The sequence below is a fragment of the Dactylosporangium siamense genome, from assembly GCF_016862795.1.
Lineage (GTDB): Bacteria > Actinomycetota > Actinomycetes > Mycobacteriales > Micromonosporaceae > Dactylosporangium > Dactylosporangium siamense.
The window spans coordinates 239,346-258,736 of record NZ_BONQ01000017.1 but is presented as its reverse complement, the minus strand read 5'-3'; the positions used below and the strand labels follow the sequence as shown (position 1 = coordinate 258,736).

General features: G+C 72.8%; 19 protein-coding genes and 1 pseudogene. 7 read left to right on the top strand and 13 right to left on the bottom strand.

Annotated features, from left to right (window positions below; translation table 11 throughout):
• Positions 1-298 precede the first annotated feature (298 nt).
• A complete protein-coding gene (locus Dsi01nite_RS05075) occupies positions 299-490 on the bottom strand; it encodes a hypothetical protein (RefSeq protein ID WP_203844815.1) in 192 nt (63 codons plus the stop codon).
• 59 nt (positions 491-549) lie between these two features.
• Here Dsi01nite_RS05075 and Dsi01nite_RS05070 point away from each other — a divergent pair, with 59 nt between their 5' ends.
• Entirely contained in the window at positions 550-1,011 is a 462-nt protein-coding gene (locus Dsi01nite_RS05070; protein WP_203844814.1) for a MarR family winged helix-turn-helix transcriptional regulator, read from the top strand.
• Between the two features lie 30 nt (positions 1,012-1,041).
• Here the strand turns inward: Dsi01nite_RS05070 and Dsi01nite_RS05065 are convergent, their stop codons facing one another.
• Genes Dsi01nite_RS05065 through Dsi01nite_RS05050 form a run of 4 tightly spaced genes read right to left on the bottom strand, consistent with a single transcriptional unit; the run spans position 1,042 to position 5,050 of the window.
• Positions 1,042-2,856 (bottom strand): carbohydrate-binding domain-containing protein, encoded by a 1,815-nt coding sequence (locus tag Dsi01nite_RS05065; RefSeq protein ID WP_203844813.1) that lies wholly within the window; start codon positions 2,854-2,856, stop codon positions 1,042-1,044.
• A gap of 1 nt (position 2,857) precedes the next feature.
• Positions 2,858-3,598, bottom strand: a complete 741-nt coding sequence (locus Dsi01nite_RS05060) for a polyphosphate polymerase domain-containing protein (RefSeq protein ID WP_239135693.1) — start codon at positions 3,596-3,598, stop codon at positions 2,858-2,860.
• Complete coding sequence (locus Dsi01nite_RS05055; protein WP_203844812.1) at positions 3,595-4,185, bottom strand: DUF4956 domain-containing protein; 591 nt, start codon at positions 4,183-4,185, stop codon at positions 3,595-3,597. Before Dsi01nite_RS05055 ends, Dsi01nite_RS05060 begins: the two co-directional genes overlap by 4 nt.
• A gap of 10 nt (positions 4,186-4,195) precedes the next feature.
• Positions 4,196-5,050, bottom strand: coding sequence for a glycosyltransferase family 2 protein (locus Dsi01nite_RS05050; RefSeq protein WP_239135692.1), 855 nt, complete (start codon positions 5,048-5,050; stop codon positions 4,196-4,198).
• A 270-nt stretch (positions 5,051-5,320) separates the two neighbouring features.
• On the opposite strand from Dsi01nite_RS05050, the gene Dsi01nite_RS05045 reads away from it, so the two are divergent.
• Both Dsi01nite_RS05045 and Dsi01nite_RS05040 read left to right on the top strand, forming a co-directional pair.
• Complete coding sequence (locus Dsi01nite_RS05045; protein ID WP_203844810.1) at positions 5,321-5,569, top strand: hypothetical protein; 249 nt, start codon at positions 5,321-5,323, stop codon at positions 5,567-5,569.
• A 312-nt stretch (positions 5,570-5,881) separates the two neighbouring features.
• Positions 5,882-7,282, top strand: a complete 1,401-nt coding sequence (locus Dsi01nite_RS05040; RefSeq protein WP_239135691.1) for a DUF1996 domain-containing protein — start codon at positions 5,882-5,884, stop codon at positions 7,280-7,282.
• Positions 7,283-7,367: 85 nt separating this feature from the next.
• Here the strand turns inward: Dsi01nite_RS05040 and Dsi01nite_RS05035 are convergent, their stop codons facing one another.
• The 3 genes from Dsi01nite_RS05035 to Dsi01nite_RS05025 form a co-directional block, all read right to left on the bottom strand.
• Positions 7,368-8,957 (bottom strand): beta-1,3-glucanase family protein, encoded by a 1,590-nt coding sequence (locus Dsi01nite_RS05035; RefSeq protein ID WP_203844809.1) that lies wholly within the window; start codon positions 8,955-8,957, stop codon positions 7,368-7,370.
• 206 nt (positions 8,958-9,163) lie between these two features.
• Positions 9,164-10,234: a GGDEF domain-containing protein gene (locus Dsi01nite_RS05030; protein ID WP_203844808.1), complete on the bottom strand. Its 1,071-nt coding sequence runs from the start codon at positions 10,232-10,234 to the stop codon at positions 9,164-9,166.
• Between the two features lie 183 nt (positions 10,235-10,417).
• Entirely contained in the window at positions 10,418-11,227 is an 810-nt protein-coding gene (locus Dsi01nite_RS05025; RefSeq protein WP_203844807.1) for a PIG-L deacetylase family protein, read from the bottom strand.
• 59 nt (positions 11,228-11,286) lie between these two features.
• Between Dsi01nite_RS05025 and Dsi01nite_RS05020 the strand changes: the two genes are divergently transcribed.
• Together Dsi01nite_RS05020 and Dsi01nite_RS57115 are read left to right on the top strand one after the other, a co-directional pair.
• The gene (locus Dsi01nite_RS05020; RefSeq protein ID WP_203844806.1) at positions 11,287-12,405 is read left to right on the top strand and encodes a glycosyltransferase family 4 protein; all 1,119 of its coding nucleotides are present in this window, start codon (positions 11,287-11,289) and stop codon (positions 12,403-12,405) included.
• Positions 12,324-13,106: pseudogene (locus Dsi01nite_RS57115) on the top strand (phosphatase PAP2 family protein); the annotation flags it as partial. The gene Dsi01nite_RS05020 and the pseudogene Dsi01nite_RS57115, both read left to right, overlap by 82 nt.
• A gap of 186 nt (positions 13,107-13,292) precedes the next feature.
• On the opposite strand, the gene Dsi01nite_RS57110 reads toward Dsi01nite_RS57115, so the two are convergent.
• The 3 genes from Dsi01nite_RS57110 to Dsi01nite_RS05005 form a co-directional block, all read right to left on the bottom strand.
• Complete coding sequence (locus Dsi01nite_RS57110; protein WP_239135690.1) at positions 13,293-14,333, bottom strand: lysylphosphatidylglycerol synthase transmembrane domain-containing protein; 1,041 nt, start codon at positions 14,331-14,333, stop codon at positions 13,293-13,295.
• A gap of 191 nt (positions 14,334-14,524) precedes the next feature.
• Positions 14,525-15,580, bottom strand: coding sequence for a serine hydrolase domain-containing protein (locus tag Dsi01nite_RS05010; RefSeq protein ID WP_203844804.1), 1,056 nt, complete (start codon positions 15,578-15,580; stop codon positions 14,525-14,527).
• A 43-nt stretch (positions 15,581-15,623) separates the two neighbouring features.
• Positions 15,624-16,892, bottom strand: coding sequence for an FAD-dependent oxidoreductase (locus tag Dsi01nite_RS05005; protein WP_203844803.1), 1,269 nt, complete (start codon positions 16,890-16,892; stop codon positions 15,624-15,626).
• A 75-nt stretch (positions 16,893-16,967) separates the two neighbouring features.
• Between Dsi01nite_RS05005 and Dsi01nite_RS05000 the strand changes: the two genes are divergently transcribed.
• Both Dsi01nite_RS05000 and Dsi01nite_RS04995 read left to right on the top strand, forming a co-directional pair.
• Positions 16,968-17,429 carry a MarR family winged helix-turn-helix transcriptional regulator gene (locus Dsi01nite_RS05000; protein WP_203844802.1) on the top strand — a complete coding sequence of 154 codons (462 nt, stop codon included), beginning with the start codon at positions 16,968-16,970 and terminating at the stop codon, positions 17,427-17,429.
• Positions 17,430-17,596: 167 nt separating this feature from the next.
• Entirely contained in the window at positions 17,597-18,337 is a 741-nt protein-coding gene (locus tag Dsi01nite_RS04995; protein ID WP_239135689.1) for an EcsC family protein, read from the top strand.
• Here Dsi01nite_RS04995 and Dsi01nite_RS04990 read toward each other — a convergent pair.
• A complete protein-coding gene (locus tag Dsi01nite_RS04990; protein WP_203844801.1) occupies positions 18,334-18,564 on the bottom strand; it encodes a hypothetical protein in 231 nt (76 codons plus the stop codon). The genes Dsi01nite_RS04995 and Dsi01nite_RS04990 overlap by 4 nt on opposite strands.
• A gap of 23 nt (positions 18,565-18,587) precedes the next feature.
• Positions 18,588-19,343 carry a class F sortase gene (locus tag Dsi01nite_RS04985; protein WP_239135688.1) on the bottom strand — a complete coding sequence of 252 codons (756 nt, stop codon included), beginning with the start codon at positions 19,341-19,343 and terminating at the stop codon, positions 18,588-18,590.
• Positions 19,344-19,391: the final 48 nt, after the last annotated feature.

The window sequence follows — 19,391 nt, the reverse complement described above, 5'->3', positions numbered from 1 at the left end:
GTCCGGGGACCGGGGGCGGCCGGTCGCCAGTCGGGTCCGGCGGCGGCGCGGCGGGGATCGGGTGCACGTTGTAGGCGGCGAGGACCTCCGGCTCCGGGTTCGGCGGGGCCGGCCGCATCGCGAAGCCGCAGTTCGTGCACCGGACGGCGGCGGGATCGTTGCCCGGAAAGGCACAGATCGGGCACGTCATGCCGTCGAGCGTATTGACGCCCGCGGCTCCGCCGGAACCGCCGTCGGGCCCGACTCCCCTGCCGACGGGCCGGTCCGGGCAGCCGTCAGGACGCACCCGATCGTGGCATCACCAGCCGCGGTCCTTGTCCCGGCGGGCGGCGGCGGCCTGCTCCTTCTGCCGGGCGCGGAGGCGCTTGTACTGCTCGCGCGCCTCCGGCTGCCAGCCCTGGATGGCGCCCTCCACGGTGGCCGGACCGAAGATCTTGAAGAAGAACTCGCCGAACCGGTCCTTCTGCTGGCCACTGGCCCGTCGGAACATCGCGCACATCCTTGGTGGTCCAATAGTTGGTGTACCAACTATCAGCGTACACTGGTGTCGTGGACACCGCACCCCCCGACGATCCCCTCGCCCTGGAGCGCCAGGTGTGCTTCGCCCTGGCCGTCGCCTCGCGCAACGTCATCGCGCTCTACCGGCCGCTGCTGGAGCCGATGGGCCTGACCCACCCGCAGTATCTGGTGATGCTGGCGCTGTGGCAGCGGGCCCCGCTGTCGGTGAAGGAGCTCAGCGGCCTGCTCCAGCTCGACCCCGGCACGCTGTCGCCGCTGCTCAAACGCCTCGAGTCGGCGGGCCTGATCAGCCGGCGGCGGGCCCGCGACGACGAGCGGGTCCTCGCGGTCACGCTGACCCCGACCGGCCAGGACCTGCGGCGGCAGGCGGAGCTGATCCCGGCGGCCGTGTTCGCCGAGCTGGGCCTGCCAATGGACGAGCTGCTCCAGTTGCACGCCGCGCTGACCAGGGTCATCGAGGTCACCCAGAAGGTCGGGCCGGACGCGCCCTGAGGCACGCCCGGCCCGTGGTGCGGAACGCGGCTACCGGCCGCCCATGCCGCCGCCGGCCGGCGCCTGGCCCGCGGTGACCGTCACCGCGAGCGTGGCCGAGCCGAGCGTGCCGCCCTGGGCGAGGCCGCCCGTGCTGGTGCCGCTCGCCGAACCGCCCGTGTAGACCTTGTACTGGCCGCCGGCCTTGATCGCCGGCGACGAGTACACGATGTTCTGGATCGCCTTCGACGTCACGAACGTGGCGACCACCGTGCCGCCGCCGTCGACGATCTGCACGGTGGTGCCGGCGGCGACGGTGCCGGTGAAGGTCGCCGACAGCCAGCCCTGCGCCGAGTCGGTGTCCGGGGCGACCACCATGCCGGAGCTGCCGGCGGCGACGAGCGTGCCGCCGCTGACGGTGAAGCCGCCGTTGACGTCGAGCGCGCCGTTGCCGCGCTGGGTGGGGCCGTTGACCACGACGGTGCCGCCGGCCATCGAGGCGGTGCCGTTGGAGTCGAAGCCGTCGCCGCCGGCGTCGATGACCAGGGTCCCGCCGGTGATCGTGGCGGTGAAGTCCCCGACGGTCTCGCCGCCACCCCCTCCGCCGCCGCCGAAGCCCCGACCGCCGCCGCCCTGACCCGGCTGGCCGCCGCCCTGCGCGGCGGCATCACTCGAGCTGCCACCCGCGGCGTTGAGGCCGTCGTCGCTGGACGTGACGTGGACATCGCCGCCGTTGACGGTGATGTGCGCCGACTCGAGGCCCTCGTAGGACTTCTCCACCTCAATCCGGCCTTGGTCGATGACCAGGGCGGTCTCGCCGTGCACGCCGTCGCCGCCCGCGGCGAGGGTGAGCGCGGTGCCGTTGAGGTGCACGGCCCCGTCGCTGTGGACCGCGTCGTCGGAGGCGTCGACCGTCGCGGTGCCGCCCTCCAGGACGCTGATCACGCCGGACTTGAGGCCCTTGACCGACGTGTCGCCGGCCTTGGTGCCGCTGCCGCCGCCGGCGCCGACGGTCATCGTGCCGCCGGTGACCACCAGGTCGGTGACCGCGTCAGCGCCGTCCCCGCCGGCCGTGACGGTGACCGTGCCGCCGCTGACCGCGATGAATCCGGCGTCTGCCTGGTCGGCGTTGTCGGCCTTCAGCCCGTCGCCGCCGGCCGTGACGCTGATCGTGCCGCCGGTGACGACGAGGTAGTCCTTGCCGCGGATGCCGTCGTCGGCCGCGTCGACGGTGATCGTGCCGCCGGCGATGACGAGCCCGTCCTTGCTGGCGATCGCGTCGTTGCCGTTGCCGTGCACGGTGAGCTTGCCGTTCCCGGCGATGGTCAGGTCCGCGGAGCTGGAGAGGGCCGCGTTGACGTCCGCGTCGGTGGCGTAGGCCCTGGTGTCCGACAGCGTGTTGCTGCTGCCGTCGGCGAGGATGACGACGACCTGCTCCGCCTCCGTCGCCGCGATCGCCGCGCCGGTGAAGCTGCTGATCGTCGCGCCGTCGAGGACGAGCTGCACGGTCGCGTCGCCGGCGACGACCAGGATCTGGCCGTCGGTGAGGGTGCCGGTGATCCGGTACGTGCCACCGGCCGTGATCGTGATCTTCGAGCCGTCGACGGTGACGCCCTTGCCGGCGGTCGCGGTCGAGCCGGTGAGGGTGATCGCGACCGCGTCGGACGCGCTCCAGGTGGTGTCGGACTCGTGGACGGCGGTGTTGGCGGCGAGGACGGCGGCGGCGCTCTGGGTGGCGTCGGCGGTCGCGGCGCCGGCGGTCGGCGCGGCGCTCGATGACGATCCCGCGGACGAGCAGCCGGCGAGGGCGGCGGCGGCGAGGACGACGGACGTGATGGCGGCGACGGCGCGGGAACGGATGCGCATCTCAGGACTCCCGGTTGGAGGGGGCGGACGGGAAGTGCCGGCGCAGCGTCGACCGCCAGCGGTTCGCGGGGAGGTCCGGCCGCAGCGCGGCGAGACCGGTGCCGTACTTCGACACGGAGCAGGGCCGGTGGCCGAAGGACCACAGCAGCCGGTCGGCCTCGCAGGCACCGCCCGCGGCCTTGGTCTCGACGATCACCCGGTCCGGCGCGCGCAGCGTGGTGCCGTCGTCGAGGTGCCAGGACAGCGCGGCGTCGACCGTGACGCGGCCACCGCTGGCGGGCAGGTAGAGGGTCGTGCGCTCGTAGCGGGTGATCAGCACCGGCCGGAGCAGTTCCGGCTCCCACGGGACGTGGATGCCGTCCAGCGCGCCGGCACTGAGGTGGTCGATGCCGCCGCGGTACCGGATGCGCTCCTTCACCGTGGTGCCGCGCGGACCGCGGGTCTTCACCTCGACGTAGCGACCACCGGTGTCCAGGTAGGTGCGGACCCGCACCTTGCACCGGCGGCGCCGGCGGTGCGCGGCGGCGAGGTAGCTGTCCAGGCCGGGCGTGTCGAAGTAGTCGGACCGGTAGCCGAACCGGCGACGGCCGTCGATGTCGAGGACCCGGGCGGTGCCGGCGAGCCCTCGCAGCACGCGCGGGAGCCGGTCGGCGGGCAACAGGTACTTGCGGTCGACCCGGGTCAGCAGTGCGGCCTGCGCCACGAGTTCGTCGAGACCGATGGGTTCGAGCCCGGCCATCATGCGGAGACCCGTTCGATGCCCGGTCCCAGGGGCGCCCGGACACCGCTGCCGGCCACGTATCGGACCTCGACCAGCGTCGTGTCGTTGACCAGGTCGACGTGGCGGATGCTCAGGTTGACCACCGTGCCGCCGAGCCGCGCCGCCAGGTGCGCCCGCAGTGCCGCCTCGTCCGTGTGCGCGGCGTCCAGCTGCATCGTCTGCTGCCGGTACCGGCCGAACAGCCGCGGGTGGTCGGCGACGAAGAGCCCGCCGGTGACGAGCGCCATCAGCCCGACGGTCAGCCAGCCGACCGTGGGGCTGAGCCCGCTGAGCAGGCCGAGCGCGAGCGCCGCGAAGTAGTACGCGATCTCGTGCTGGGCGATCTCGTTGGACCGCAGCCGGATGATCGACAGCACGCCGAACAGGCCGAGGCCGAGACCCGCCCCGACGGACGAGGAGCCGAGCACCATCGAGGTGGCGAGCACCCCCAGGTTCACCCCGAGGAACGCGACGACCAGGTCCCGTCGGTGATGGCGGGGGAAGTACACCCCGAAGGTCAAAACGGCGATGGCGACCAGGTCGACACCGATGATCATCAACTCGTCCACGGGAGATCCTTCATCCAGAGGTCGTTACCCGTTCATCAGGCCGGGCCGATCTGTGCGCCGGCTGCGAGGGCGCTGTGGCCGCGCTGCCGAACACGAACCGGACCACCGCGTCCACGGCCCCCGGCCAGCACGAGGAGGCGGAGAAGCGCAGCAGCGGCGCGTACACGCGGGCCGAGTCGACCAGCGGGCGGAAGTGCGAGGACGCGTTGTGCTCCAGGTACACGGTCGCGATCGGCACCTGGTCGATCCCGCCGTGCCGGGTCGCGAGCAGCAGGGTGCGCATCTCGTCCTCGAACCGCTCACCCGGCACCTCGAGGAGCCAGCCGAGCCGGCTCGCCGGGTACCCGCGCAGCCCGGTCTGGGTGTCCTGGATCCGGCTGCCGGTGACCGCCGCGAAGACGACCCGGGTCAGCGCGTTGCCGGCGCTGCTGCGCAACGGGACCGGACCGGTGAACCGCCGCACGCCGAGGGTGGTCCGGCCGGTGCGTCGCACGTGGTCCGCGACCCGCAGGATGTCCTCGACGCGGTGCTGGCCGTCGGCGTCAGCGCAGACCACGTCCTCCTTCGCGGACCGGAACCCGGTCTTCAGTGCGACGCCCTTGCCCCGGTTCACCGGATGCGTCAGCACCGTCCCGCCCCGGTCGCGCACCGCCTGGAACACGGGTGCGTCGGCGGGTCCGCTGCCGTCGTCGACCACCACGACGGCCTGCCCCGCGCCGCGCAGGCCGTCCACCAGGTCGACGAGGCGCTGGTCCGGCTCGTACGTGGTGCCGGTGACGGTCGTCTCCACGTCGCCGCGGTCCTCGGCGCCGCCGCCGTGGGCGGCCTCGTACGCGTCGACGTCGGCGATCTGCACGTGATCCACGACGTACCGGTCGAGGGCCCACCCATCGCCAGCACCAGTGCCGTGACTCCACCGACGATGACCCGGCTGCTTCTCTTCCATGCGTTCATGTCACCTGGGTACGCACCGAACCCGTGCCGCCCTTTGCGAACCACCTGTGGCCCGGCTGTGCTGTCGTCCGTCCGGCCGGTCCGCAACCGGTTGGGACCCGTTCCGGTTGTTGCGCTGCACCCGCGGAGGCGTTCAGTTGTGTTCAGCAGCACAACGGGGAAACCAGCCGGGGGGCACACCATGATCGGAACCGTCACCGACTTCGTCGCCGAAGCCGTGTTCGCCTCCTCGCTGCAGCCGTCGCAGCCGGTCACCGCCGCCGAGGCGTGGGCCGCGATCACCGCCGCGGTCGCCCGGTACGGCGCCCAGGGCTGCGTCGAGCTGCTCGCGCTGGAGTACGGCGAGCGCCCCGAGACCGCGGCGCCCCGCATGCGCTTCGCCCGCGAGCTGGCCGACGCCCTGGCCCCCACCCCGGCCCTGGCCGGCTGACCCGCCGCCCGCCCGCACGCACGCCTCCGCGTGGCGGGCGGGAAAGCGCTACTCCGAGAGAGCGCTCCCCAACCGATGGCAGCGACGGTCTGGTGATGGGCACCTGATGGCTGGCAGGTGTGCGGCCTGCGGGAAAACGGATTCTTGGAGAGCGCTCTCCCATTTGTCCGGATCCATTGACATCGGTCGAGTGGGGGGTTCAGTGTGAGACGACAGAGAGCGCTCTCTGGCAAGATCACCAACCCGCTGCCACGGGTTCGGTGCCGGTCGGGCCCCGCCCCCGACCGTTCCCGCAGAACCGGAGGACCCTTCATGTCCCGCTACGCCCTCGCGGGCCGAATGCGGCTGCGCACCTTGGTGCTCGGCGCCGCGCTCACCGCGTTGCTCGGCACGTTCCTCACCGCCCAGGCCCTGCGGTCCGCCGACGCGGCCGAGACCCCGCTCTCGCAGGGCAAGCCGGCCACGGCGTCGTCGACCGAGAACGGGGGCACCCCCGCCTCCAACGCCGTCGACGGCAACACCGGCACCCGCTGGTCGAGCGCGTTCAGCGACCCGCAGTGGCTCCAAGTCGACCTGGGTGCGACCGCCACGATCACCAAGGTCGTGCTCACCTGGGAGGCCGCCTACGCGACGAACTTCACCATCCAGACGTCGGCCAACGGCACCTCGTGGACGACCATCAACACCACCACCAACGGCACGGGTGGCGTGCAGACGCTGAACGTGACCGGCTCGGGCCGGTACGTGCGGCTCAACACCACCGCGCGCGCCACGCAGTACGGGGCGTCGTTGTGGGAGTTCCAGGTGTTCGGCACGGGCGGGGTCCAGCCGACCCCGACGACCAGCGCGCCGGCCGGCACGGGCTGGGTGAAGATGGACCAGGCGAAGTGGGCCGCGCAGCTCGCGCAGTTCAACGCGCTGCCCATGCACCCGGCGCCCGCCAACGCCGTTCGCGTCTCGGAGTTCAACGCGGCGTGCACCTACAGCCACTCGTTCAAGGACGACCCGATCGTCTTCCCCGGCCTGCCCGGCGCCTCGCACATGCACAGCTTCCTGGGCAACACCAGCACCAACGCCAACACCACGACCGAGTCGCTCCTGGCCAACACGGCGTCGAGCTGCGGCCCGGCGCTGGATCACTCCGCCTACTGGATCCCGACGCTCTACCAGAACGGCGTGGCGATCGAGCCCCGCGGCGTGACCGTCTACTACGGCTCGCGCCTGCAGGACCCGACCAAGACGGTGCCGTTCCCGCAGGGCTTCCGGATGATCGCCGGTGACGCCAAGCGGCAGGTCGCGACCCCGTCCGGCGCACCCGGCCAGTTCTGGTGCGCGGGCCCCGGCGGCGAGATCGGCCGCAGCGCGGACGGCAACTGGCCGATCTGCGCGCAGACCGCCAACCTCACGTTCCAGCTCGTCTTCCAGGACTGCTGGGACGGGGTGAACCTGGACAGCCCCGACCACAAGTCGCACGTGTCGACCAACCTGGTCAACGGGCAGTGCGGTGGGGCGTTCCCGGTCGCGATCCCGAACGTGTCCTTCGTCATCGACTACAACACGCACGGCAGCGCGGCCGGCTACACCCTCGCGTCGGGCCTGGCGTCGTCGATGCACGGCGACAACTTCTTCGCCTGGGACAACGTGGCCCTCGGCCAGCGGGTGAAGGACTGCATCGTCCAGAAGGCGAAGTGCAACACCGCCGGCACGTTCTGACGAAGCACGAAATGTGACACCGACGTTCCACGATGGATGACGTGGTCCTGGCTGGCGGGCCAGGACCACGTTCCCTACAAGAGCGTCAGCCGCGGTGCCACTTCTGGTTGGAGCTACCGGTGCAGGTCCACTGGATGAGCTTGGCCCCGTCGTTGGCGTTGAAGGACTGGATGTCCAGGCACTTGCCGGACTGCAGGTTCACGATGTCGCCGGCGCCGTTGAGCGTGAAGCGCTGGGCGCCGGAGCCGTTGCACGTCCAGATCTGGATCTTCGCGTCGTTGGCCAGGGAACCGGCCGCGACGTCCATGCACTTGCCGCCGGCCTGGATCGTGTCGCCGCTGAACGTCCAGTTCTGCGCGCCGGTGCCGTTGCAGTTCCACATCTGCAGCTGGTTGCCGTCGGTGAAGTTCGACGACGGCACGTCGACGCACTTGGAGTTCATGTTGCTGATGATGCGGTTGCCGGTCGGCTGCGGGTTGCCGCCACCGGTGAACGAGGTCAGCACGATGCCGGCGGCACGGGGGTCGCCGTCGTTCACCAGGGACTCGAACGCGCCGACGTCGTCGAAGGGGAAGGCGTACGCCTTGCCGTCGGCCATGTTCGCATGAATGATCTTGGCGTACTGGTTGGTCGGGTTGTTCTTGTAGAAGTCCGCCGCGTTGGTGCTCGGCTGGGTGTCGATGGTGCCCAGCGTGCCGCGGTTGAGGGCGGCGCACAGGGTGCGCGAGATGGGCCCGACGACCTGGTCGTTCGGCGCGGCCAGGCGGCCGGCGCAGCCCCACACGTCGGCGCTGGTCGGCCGCTGGAACGACGCGACCTGCTGGCCGGCGCTGTTGGTGAAGTTCATCGTGGTGCCGGAGGTGCGCCCGAAGTACTTCGTGTTCGGCTGGTCGCCGAAGGGCACCACGGTCAGCGTCTTGGACGCGTAGGCACCCCACGCCGAGTTGATGTACGAGTCGAGGTACGTGCTGCTGAGACCGCCCGCCTCGGCCGCCTTGCCGGGCGCGAGGACGCGCAGCACGGTGCCGTCGCCGCGGGTGTAGATCGAGCCACCCCAGCCGGCCTGGTTGCGGATGCCGTTGATGACCGCGTCGCGGCCGCCGGAGACGAGGTCGCCGGTGCGCTTCGTGACACCGGTGGCGCCGGTGACGGTGACCGCGTGCGGGACGGCGAACATGTCGACCTGCGAGCTGTTGAGCCACAGACCGGCGTCGTTGTAGGTGAACTCGCTCCAGTCGAACAGGATGTCGCGGTTGGAGTCGCCGCCGGCCCACGGCGCGGGCTGGACCAGGCCGTCCGGGGTCAGGAAGAAGTTGAGCCGCTGGCCGAGGGAGAAGTAGACCCGGCCGGACAGCCCGCGGGGGATCTGGATGACCTTGTTGCCGCCGCTGCCGGGGCCGGCGATCGACACGTCCGGGGCGGGGGTTGGCGGCTGCCCGCCGGCCGGCCAGTTGTTGAAGGTGCCGGCGGCGTTGACGTAGCCGAGCCGGCCGGTGCTCAGGTTGACGCCGAGCACGTAGAGGTACACGGCGTCGCCGCGGCCGGTCGAGTTGGTGACGGTCAGGGGCAGGAGGCTCGGCCCGATGGCCTGGGCGGCGGTGCCCGCCGCGAGGGCGATCGGGACTGCCAGGACGAGGGTCGCGGCCGCGCGTAGCAGCCTGGTCAAGGTGCGCAAGATGGCTCCTCGGTTCCACTGGACAGCCCGGGATTGCCTCCGGTGGCGGCCGGACCGGGCTGTCGCCGACGTTGGTGTGATCCGCCGGTGCACCCCACTAACTGTGAAGACTCTTTAGTGAGAGCGCTCTCACAGCATCGAGGCGAGATCGGAGCATGTCAATAGCGTGCGAACAGGCCGGAAGGTTGCCTGATCCAGATGGGCTGTTACGGCTGCGGCACGGTCCGGGGCCGGCGGCGCGGCGCGGTCTCCACGACCGAGACGCGGTCCCGGCCGCGGACCTTCGCGTCGTAGAGCGCCCGGTCGGCGGCGGCCAGCAGCGCCTCGGGCTCCACGGCCGTCGCGCGGGTGGACGCCAGGCCGATGCTGAGGGTCGGCAGGCCGTCGGGCAGGTCGGTCATGTCGGCGACCGACGCCCGCGCCAGTGCGGCGATGCGCTGCGCGGCCAGGGTGTCCCCCGCCACAACCACCGCGAACTCGTCGCCACCGAGGCGGGCAACGCTGGCGCCACCCTCCGGAGCGGCGGACCGCAACGCCGCCGCGACCTGCACCAGGACCTTGTCACCGGTCGCGTGGCCCCAGGTGTCGTTGATCGTCTTGAAGTGGTCGACGTCGATGATGAGCAGGCAGCGCTCGGCGCCCGTCCGCCGCCCGTCCGCCAGGGCGGCGGCGAGGTCACGGTCGAACGCGCGCCGGTTGGGCAGGCCCGTGAGCGGGTCGCTCATCGCCTGCTGCTCCAGCGCCGCGACCAGGGCGTCGGCCCGCCCGCGCAGCTTCGTGACCACGACGGTCAGCACGCAGTACGCGGTGACCAGGGCCGCGACGTCGGTGACCCCGACCTTGACCGGCTGCAGCGTGAACGTCACCGCGGCGTCGGACACGCTCGCGGCGGCGAGCAGCAGATAGGCGAGGTCCTGCCGCAGAAACGTCGCTCCGTAGAGCAGCGGCCACAGATAGTAGAGATGCGCGCTGACGCTCACGTCCTCGGTGGCGAGGTTCAGCCCACCGATGATCAGCACGCCGAGCATCGGCACGCCCACCCAGAACGGCTCGGGCACCCGCTCCGGCAGCACCCGGCAGCACGCGCCGGCCAGGACCATCGCGCCACCGGTCACCACCGTGGCGAACACGCCCGCGGTGGTGCCGCCGGCGAACCCGGGCACGAGCAGGGCGCAGGTGCCGACGACCGCGCCGCCGGCCATGAGGAAATACGCGACGGCACGCGTCGCGGCCACCCGGTCCCGGGCGAGGATCATCGACCGCCGCAGCGCCGCCACCCTGCTGCAATCGGCACACAGCGGGCGTATCTGAGCCAAACGGCGGGTGCGCCTCCCCCCTACGCAGGAAAAGGACCACCTACAATTCCCCGACGGTTCGCGGAAGACTGGTTGCCGCCGCAAGGATGCACGGCTACTGCATGATCGACGATCGGGGGCGCATTGCCTGCTCGGGGAGACGGCTTACCGCAGTCCGGCGAAGACGTCGTCGATCAGTGGGTGGGCGGGAGTGCGGCCGTGCTGGACGAACCACTCGCGCCCCATCAGGATCCGGAACAGCGGCTGCGGCAGTTTCAGCAGGACCGCCAGGGTGCGCCGGCCGGTGTCGGCCCCGGCCTGGCTGGCGTGCGCGGCCATCGAGGCCCGCTTGGCACCCGCGAAGCGCCGCACGTCGACCCGGTGGGTGAGCCGCTCCGGCGCGGCGAACGCACCGGCGAACCGCGCCGGGTGGAAGTCCGCCGGCACGCCGGGCAGCCAGTGCACGGCCCGCAGGACCCGCTGCAGCAGCCGCCGGTCGACGGTCGCCTCCAGCACCACCGGGGTCCCGGCCAGCTCCGCGGCCCTGGCGCCCACGGCGTGCACCTGCACGTGGTCGGGGTGCCCGTAGCCGCCGGCCGGGTCGTAGATCGTGAGCACGTCGGCGCGCTCCTGCCGCAGCAGCTCGGCCAGCCGCCGGGCCGCCTCCTCCGGGTCGGTGCCGGCAAACGCGTCCGCGGCGCCGGACGGGGCATCCGCCATCCCGGAGTCCCCGTAGCCGAGGCACTCGACCCGGGCGCACCCCAGCGCCTCGGCGGAGCGGTGCAGCTCGGCCAGCCGGCGCCCCGCGAGGGGGCCCTCCGCCAGGACCTCGGAGGACGCCAGCCCCGCCCCACCGGCGGTGGCCACGACCAGGACGACGCGGTGCCCCTCGGCGGCCGCGCGGGCGAGAGTCCCGGCGGTCAGCAACGCCTCGTCGTCCGGATGAGCATGAAACGACACCATCGTGTACGGCACCGGCCAATGCTCCCACCTTTCCCCGGGCGCCGGCCGCGACCGCTTCGGAGCCCCTGTTCATGAGAATCGCGCACGTCACCGACTTCTTCCTCCCCCGCCTCGGCGGCATCGAGATGCAGGTGCACGACCTGGCCGTCCGGCAGCAGGCGGCCGGCCACGAGGTCGAGATCATCACCACCACGCCCGGCGGTCCCGCCGACGACGGTGAGCTGCGGGTGCACCGGCTCTCCGAGCGCCTGTGGCTGCTGCCCGCCGAGGTGCGCCCCGGCGTGCTGCGGGCCGGCCGTGAGCTGCTGCTGAACGGCCGGTACGACGTGCTGCACGTGCACGCCGGGCCGGCCTCACCGCTCGCCTTCGCCGCCGCGGCCCTCGCCGACCGGGTCCCGACGGTGGTGACGATCCACTCACTGCTGTCACACCTGGAGCACGCGTTCCGCGCGCTGGACACCGCCTCCGGCTGGACCCGCTGGCCGGCGGTGTGGACCGCGGTCAGCGACGTGGCGGCGGCACCGCTGCAGCGCCTCGTCTGGCCCATGGAGGTGCACGTCCTGCCGAACGGGATCGACACCGACCGGTGGCGGGTCGACCCGCACCCGGCGGACCCGGCCGGCGTGCTGGTCGTCGCGGTGATGCGCCTCGCGGCCCGGAAACGCCCGATGCAGCTGCTTCGGCTGCTGCGCCAGGCCCGGGCGACCCTGCCGGCGGCGGCCGGCCTGCGGGTGGTCATCGCCGGTGAGGGGCCCCGGCGCCCGGCGATGGAGCGCTTCCTGCGCCGGCACGGGATGACCGGCTGGGTGAGTCTGCCGGGTAGGCTGTCCCGACCGCAGATCAGGTCCCTGTTCGCGCAGAGTGACCTGTTCGTCGCGCCGGCGATCCTGGAGTCCTTCGGGATCGCCGCACTGGAGGCACGGTGCGCCGGGCTCCCGGTGGTCGCGCGGGCCGAGGGCGGGATCGGCCAGCTCATCGCCGACGGCAGGGAGGGTGTCTTGGTCGACAGCGACGCCGCGATGGCGGACGCGATCGCCGCCCTCGTCATGGATCCGGCGCGGCGCGGGCGCATCGCCGCGCACAACCTGGCGACGTCGCCGCCGGTGGCGTGGCCGGACGTCCTCGCCAGGACCACCGGGCTCTACGAGCTCGCCGCGGCGCACCGCGCACCGATCGGCGCCGGAGCGTGACCCTGCGCCCCGTCACGGACCGCCCGGTCACGACCGTCCCACCCGTCCGCCGCCGTCGCCCGAACGTCCTCGGCGAGCTGCTGATCGTGGTGCTGCTGGTCAAGGTGTACGACCTGATCCGCTCCCTCGCCGCGGTGCGGGAGGCGCCCGCGCACCGGCACGGCGCCGAGGTGCTGTCCATCGAGCGGCTGCTGCACCTGGACTGGGAGCTGGCCGCCAACCGGTGGCTGACCGACCATCCGCCGCTCGCCCTGGCCGCGGTGTACTGGTACCAGTTCGCCCACATCGGGGTGTCCCTGGCCGTGCTGGTCTGGTGCTACATCGCCGGGCCGCACCTGTACCGGCCGATGCGCAACGCCCTGGTCATCACCAACGTGACCGGGATGACCGTCTTCTACCTGCTGCCGGTGATGCCGCCGAGGCTGATGCCGGGCGGCGGCTACGTCGACACGATCGCGGCCGCGGGGTTCAGCCTGGACCACGGCGGTCAGGTGCCCGCCGACCAGTACGCGGCGATGCCGTCGCTGCACCTGGCCTGGGCCGTGTGGACGGCGTGCGTCGCGTCGGCGCTGCTGGCCGGCCGGCGCGGGCGGGCGCTGTGCTTCCTGTACCCCACCATCACTGGGATCGTCGTGGTCGTCACCGCGAACCACTGGGTCCTCGACGTCGTCGCCGGGGTCGGCGTCGGGCTCGCCGCGGTCGCCGTGGCCCCGACGCTGCCGCCGCTGCCGGCCCGCCTCACGACCTGGCCATGGAAGTGGGCGGCGCTCAACAACGCGCCGCGCAACAACACGGCGCTCAACAACGCGCCGCGCAACAACACGGCGCTCAACAACGCTGCGCTCAACAACGCGCCGCTCCGGAATGCCGCGCTCCGGAGCGCGGCGCTAGATGATGCGCCGGCGCAGGAGCACCGCGAGGACGAACGCGCTGGGCAGCAGCGGCAGCCATACGGTGATCAGCCGATACCCCACCACCGCACCGAGCGCGACCGCGGAGGTGACGCCGATCGCCGCGAGCCCGGCCAGCATGGCGACGTCCAGCGCGCCGATGCCACCGGGTGACGGCACGAACGCCGACAGCGTCGACACGACCAGGTAGACCACGACGGCCGTGCCGACCGTCACCGTGACGCCGAGGCTGCGCAGCACCGCGTAGAGGATGACCGAGTGCAGCAGCGGCGTCGACAGCGACCCGAGCCACAGCGCCGCCGCCCGGTACGGGTCGCGCAGCACGCCCCACAGCCCCCGCAGGTCCTCCGTCACCCGCCGGCCCACGGCGGCGACCCTGCCGGTGAGCCGGTGCCGCCACGCCGGCCGCGCCGAGGCGACCAGCACCCCGGCCAGCAGCGCGGCGCACAGGCCCAGCAGCACCCAGCCGACCGGCTCCGCCGCGTGCGACGCCGCGTCCCGCCAGGAGCCGGGCACGTGGATGCCGCGGGCCAGGGACGGGCTGACCGCCACGGCCACCACCAGCAGCAGCGTGTGGGTCAGCATGCCGACGAGGGTGTTGAGCCCGACCGACCCGACCGCGGCACCCGTGCCGAGGCCGTGCCGGCGCAGGAACCGGATGTTGATCCCCATCCCGCCCGAACCGGCCGGCAGGACGTGATTGGCGAACGACGCGGCGACCTGCACCGCGAGAAGCTTGCCGACCGGGGGCCGCAGCGACATGGACCCGATCTGCGTGATCGTCCCGGCGACCCAGATGGACGCGGTGCCGAGCCCGGCGACGACCAGCCAGGCGCTGTTGGCGCGGGCCAGCCCGGCGGCGCCGGCGCTGACGGTCGACCAGTGCGTCACGGCGAGGACGACGACGGTGACCGCCACGGCGATCGCGAGCAGTGCCCGGGGCAACGACGATCCCCACACCGACTCGGTCGTGCCGCTGTCATGCGGCGCGTCGACCGCGGCCTCGTTCACTGTCATTGCGCTCCTACCGCTCCTGGGCCATGGCTGACCGACGCGCCGGATGCACGCGGAAGCGAGCGGGCCGCAGGGGGGATATCGATATCAATCAGTCGAAGTCCTGCAACTCGCTCAATCCGGGCGCCAATTCTACAGGTGGCGGGCGGTGCGCCGACCAGGGACCGAGCGGTGAACAGCGGGTGGTGCGACGGCTACGCCGCAAGGACCGCTTCGAGGGCGTCATACATGGCGTTGCTGCGGTCGTGGTCGCCGAGGCGGCGGGTGACGTACGCGAGGCTGTAGCCGGACGACTCGTCGCTGCCGGCCGAGGAGCCGCCGATGCCGCCCATGCCGAACCACGCGTCCTCGCGCCGCCAGCCGAGCGTCCAGGTGGCGTCCTCCTGCAGCAGCAGGTCGAAGCCGACCACCTGCGGGCCGATGGCCTCGGCGAGCACGGCCGGCGGCAGCAGGTCCGGCAGCGTGGCGTAGAAGGCGGCCAGGCCGCGGGCGGTCGCGTGGCAGTTGACCGCGGGGAGCTCGCCACCGCGCCAGAGCGGCCCGTTGACGACGTCGGTGGCGAGCAGGGCGGCCGGGCCCAGCGCGCGGGCCCACAGGTCGCCGTGGCCGCGCAGCTGCCGCTCGGGCCAGTCGGGGGTGGCGTGCTCGACCTCGGCACACCGGGCGGCGTCGGCCGGGGCGAGCCCGAAGTGGACGTCGAGGCCGAGGGTGCGAACGACGTCACCGACGCTCTCGCCGGTGGCGCCGCGCAGGATCTCGCCGAGGATCGTGCCGTAGGTGAGCGCGTGCTCGCCGACCGCGGTGCCGGGCTCCCATTCGAGGGGCGTCGCCGCGATCGCCGCCGCGAACCGCTCCCTGTCCAGAATTTCGGAAATATCCGAAGCGTTTGCGGCGGGCAGGCCGGCCGCGTGGGACAGCGCGTGGCGGACCGTTGCGGCCGGGTGCGGGAACGCCTTCCAGTACGACGCGATCGGCGCGTCGAGCTCGATCCGCCCGTCCGCGACCCGGCGCAGCACCGCCATGGCGGCTACCGGCTTGCCGGCTGAGAACACCGTCGACAGCGTGTCCGCCCGCCACGGCCGGGTCCGGGCGGCGTCGGCCCAGCCGCCCCAGAGATCCACCACCAGGGCCCCGCCGGCATACGCGGCGACGGACGCGCCCGTCTCCACCCCGTCGGCGAACAGCCGCTCGAACGTCGCACGGACCGTCTCGAACCCGGGAGCCACGGTGCCCCCCACGATGCCTGTCACGCACCGCACCCTACCGGCGCCCTTGCGGGCCGCTGCCTGGATTTCAGTCCTCGCGATCGCCGCCGCGGGTGGTGTACAGCGATGCCTCGAACTTCCGCTTGAGCGCCGGCACGCGGTCGGTGGCCCGCAGGAACGCCCGCTGACCAGCGAGGGCGAGCCGCCCGATCACCGGCCGGTGGACCAGCTGGTCGCCGCCCGTGCGGGCCTTGGAGGCGGCCACCGCGGCGAAGCCGTAGTCGCGCATCCGACGCTCGTAGCCCTCGATCCGGCCGGGCAGCGGGCCGTCGCCGGACGTGAGTGCCCGCAGGAGGTTGCGCGCGTCGCGCAGCGCGGTGTTGGCGCCGACGCCCTGGCCGGGGGTCATGGTGTGGATCGCGTCGCCCAGCAGCGTGACGTTGCCGGACGGCCAGGCCGGGACCGGCACCGAGGTGCGGATGGCGATCGGGAAGCAGCTGGCCGGGTCGGTGTCCGCGAACAGCCGCCGCAGCCCCGGGTCCCACCGCGGGGTCATGGCCAGGGTCTGCTCGATGAGCCGGGGGCCGTCGAAGCCGGTGACGCCGGCGGGGAAACGGTCGCGGTGGGCGGAGATGCCCCAGTTGACGTGGTCGCGGGTCGGGTCGTCCGGCACCGGCGAAGCGCCGTCCGGTCCCCACGGGAACTCCATCACGTGCAGGATGCAGGCCAGCCCGTGCGGGGCGAGGATCAGCCCGATGCCCGGGAACACGCCCTCGGGCAGCAGCGCCCGGGTCCGCTCGGTGAGGGCCACCTTCCCGCCGATCGCGACCACGCCGGAGTCCTCGACCCGGGCGTGCGGCAGCAGCTGGGCCCGCACCCGGGAGTTCGTGCCGTCGGCACCGACGAGCAGGTCACCGGTCGCGGTGGAGCCGTCGGCGAAGTGCGCGGTGACGGCGCCGTCGTGCTGCTCGTAGTGCGTGAACTCGCGGCCGAACCGGACCTCGATCCCGGTGTACAGGACCTGCCGCAGCGTCATCCGGCTCACCGACTTCTCGTCGTTGACATCGTCGGCCGGTGGGCGCAGCGGCACGGTCAGGGTGTGGCGCAGCCGCTCGTCGAGGAACGCGAACGTCTCCGGCGGGGCGGCACAGGTGCGCCGGAACAGGTCGTACACCTCCGGCGGCAGGCAGGCCTTCAGCGCGCGGCTGCCGTCGGGGTCGATGCCGACCCGGTAGCCGTGCAGGCCGTCCGTGCGGGTCCGGTGCCGCTCGAAGACCTGGACGTCGATGCCGGCCCGGCGCAGGCCGTGCGCGAGGCACATACCGCCGGTGCCGCCGCCGATGACGATCACGCGCATGACTTCTCCTCGAAGTTCTTATTACTCGACTTTCTAGTTACTTAGCCTACGAGGGGTCCCGTAGGATCGGCAAGTGTGGGAACGACCGCACGCGCCGACCTGCTCGCCGAGCTCGGCCAGGTCATGCAGACCTATCAGCGCGCCATCGACGTGCTCGACCAGCGCGTCGCCGACCGGCTCGGGCTCAACCGCACCGACATGCGGTGCCTGGAGCTGCTGTTCGCGCCCTCGCCGCTCAGCCCCGGCGAGCTCGCCACCGCCGCCGGACTCACCACCGGGGGCGTGACGACCGCCATCGACCGCCTGGAACGCGCCGGGTACGTGACCCGCGAGCGCGACTCCGCCGACCGGCGCCGGGTCACGGTGCACCCGACCGACCAGGCCCGGCGGGTGGTCGCGGAGATCTACGGGCCGATCGTGGCCGAGGGCGACGCGCATCTCGCGCGATACGACGACGCCACCCTCCGCCACATGATCGAGTTCCTGACCTTCGCCACCGACCAGCAGCACCGCCACGCCGAACGTCTGACCAGGTAACCCGCGCGTCGCTCTGTCGCCGGGTTGCGGGGATCTCCTACAGTCCTCGTGTGACCGACGCGCCGCCGCCCTCACCAGACCATCTCGACCAGGGGCCTCCGCGGGCTCCGTACGCGGCGCCGTTCGATCCCGCCGCTTTCGAGTCCGTGCCCGCCGACTCGGGGTCTGTGCCTTTCGAACCCGGGCACACGCCGCCGCCGTCGCCCGACGGCGTCGACGACGGGCCGCCGCCCGGGCTGTGGAAGAAGATGCGCGCCGACCCCGAGTACGCGCCGGAGTACCTCGCGATCGAGGCGGTCACCCGGATCGGCCCGAAGATGGTCGTCGAGCTGCAGAAGCTGCGCGCCATGAACCCGGGCGCACCGCCGGACGCCCTTGCCAGCATGGTCGTCTACCGGTACACCAACCACGCCCGCCTCTCCGGCGCGGTCTCCGGTGCCGTCGGCCTGGCCGGCGCGGTCCTCGACGTCGGCGTCCTGGCCTGGACCCAGGCCAAGATGGTCCTGCTCATCGCCGTCATCTACGGACGCGACCCGGCCGACCCCGAACGCGCCATCGAGCTGCTCGTGCTGCAGGGCGTCCACAAGTACACCGACACGGCCCGCGCCGCGCTGCAGGTCGCCCGCGGCCGCCAGGGCATCGAGACGCTGCTGCCGGACAAGCGCCGGCCCTTGAACCAGATGCTGATGCGCCTCGGCCTGAAGCTCGCCCAGATGGCCGGGATCAAGGCCGCGAAGCGCATCTTCGCGAAGCTCGTCCCCGGCGCGGCGATCATCCTCGGCAGCTTCGCCAACGCGGGCGCCACGAAGGCCCTCGCCCAGAAGGCGATGGCGCTCTACAGCCGGCCCCAGCTGCCCGGCCAGCGCCCGCCGCTGCAGCTGCCCTCCGGCGAGCCGCGCAAGTACTAGTCGGGGATCCGCAGCAGGTGGCCCGCCTGCCGCGCGACGGACTCCATGGTCGCGCGGTAGGCGGCCCTGGTCGTCGTGCCCTCCAGCAGCCCACGCACCGCCGCGATCTCCACGTCGTCCGGCGCCTCCCGGGCCCTGCGTTCCAGGTGGGCCCGGGCCAGGTGCCGCGCGATCAGGACGCAGTAGACGACCACGAGCAGCGCGGCAACGGACATCGTCGCGAACATCCTGAAGACCCTACTGGGCGCCCTCACGCGGTCCGGCGCAGCGTCGCGAAGACGACGACGTTGCCACGGTACGAGCGGCGCAGCCGGTCGAACGTCCCACCGCACGTGATCAGCCGCAGCGCGGGCCGGTCGACCGGGCCGTAGACCTCGCCGGAGGGGAACCGCTCCTTCGGGTACTCGACGACCCGGTCGACGCCGAACACCGCGGTCCGCCCGTCGGCCCTGCGCACGCTGACCTCGTCGCCCGGGCGCAGGTCGCGCAGCTGGTAGAACACCGCCGGCCCGTCCCGGGCGGTGTCGACGTGCCCGAGGATCACCGCCGGCCCGACCTCGCCCGGGGTGGCGAGGTTGCGGTACCAGCCCGCGGGCGCGCCGGCCGTCAGCGGCGGCACCGCGATCGTGCCGTCGGGGTTGAGGCCGAGCTCCATGAGTCCGGTGCTGACCCCGATCGCCGGGATGTCGAGGTGTACGGGCAGCGAAGCCTCCATCCCCACCACCGCCGGGCCGCTCGTGCCACCCGGTGTGGTCGCGGTGGTGGTCGCCGCGCTGGTCGCGGTGCTCGCGGTCGCCGGGCTGGGGCCGGGCGGTCCGAGCGGCTCCTGCTCCGCGGCGATCTGTTGCCCGGCCCGGCGCTGCTGCTCGGCCCGGCGCTGCGGCTCCTCGGCCGGCGCCGCGCCGATCACCACGAGCGTGAGGCCCGCGACCGCGCAGACGGCCGTCACCACGTCGACGATCCGGCGCCGCCGCCGGGGCTCCATCGCCCCGATCCGCTCCCGCATCCCGCGCACCACACCACCACGCCGCCGCGGACCGGACGGTGGTGGGCC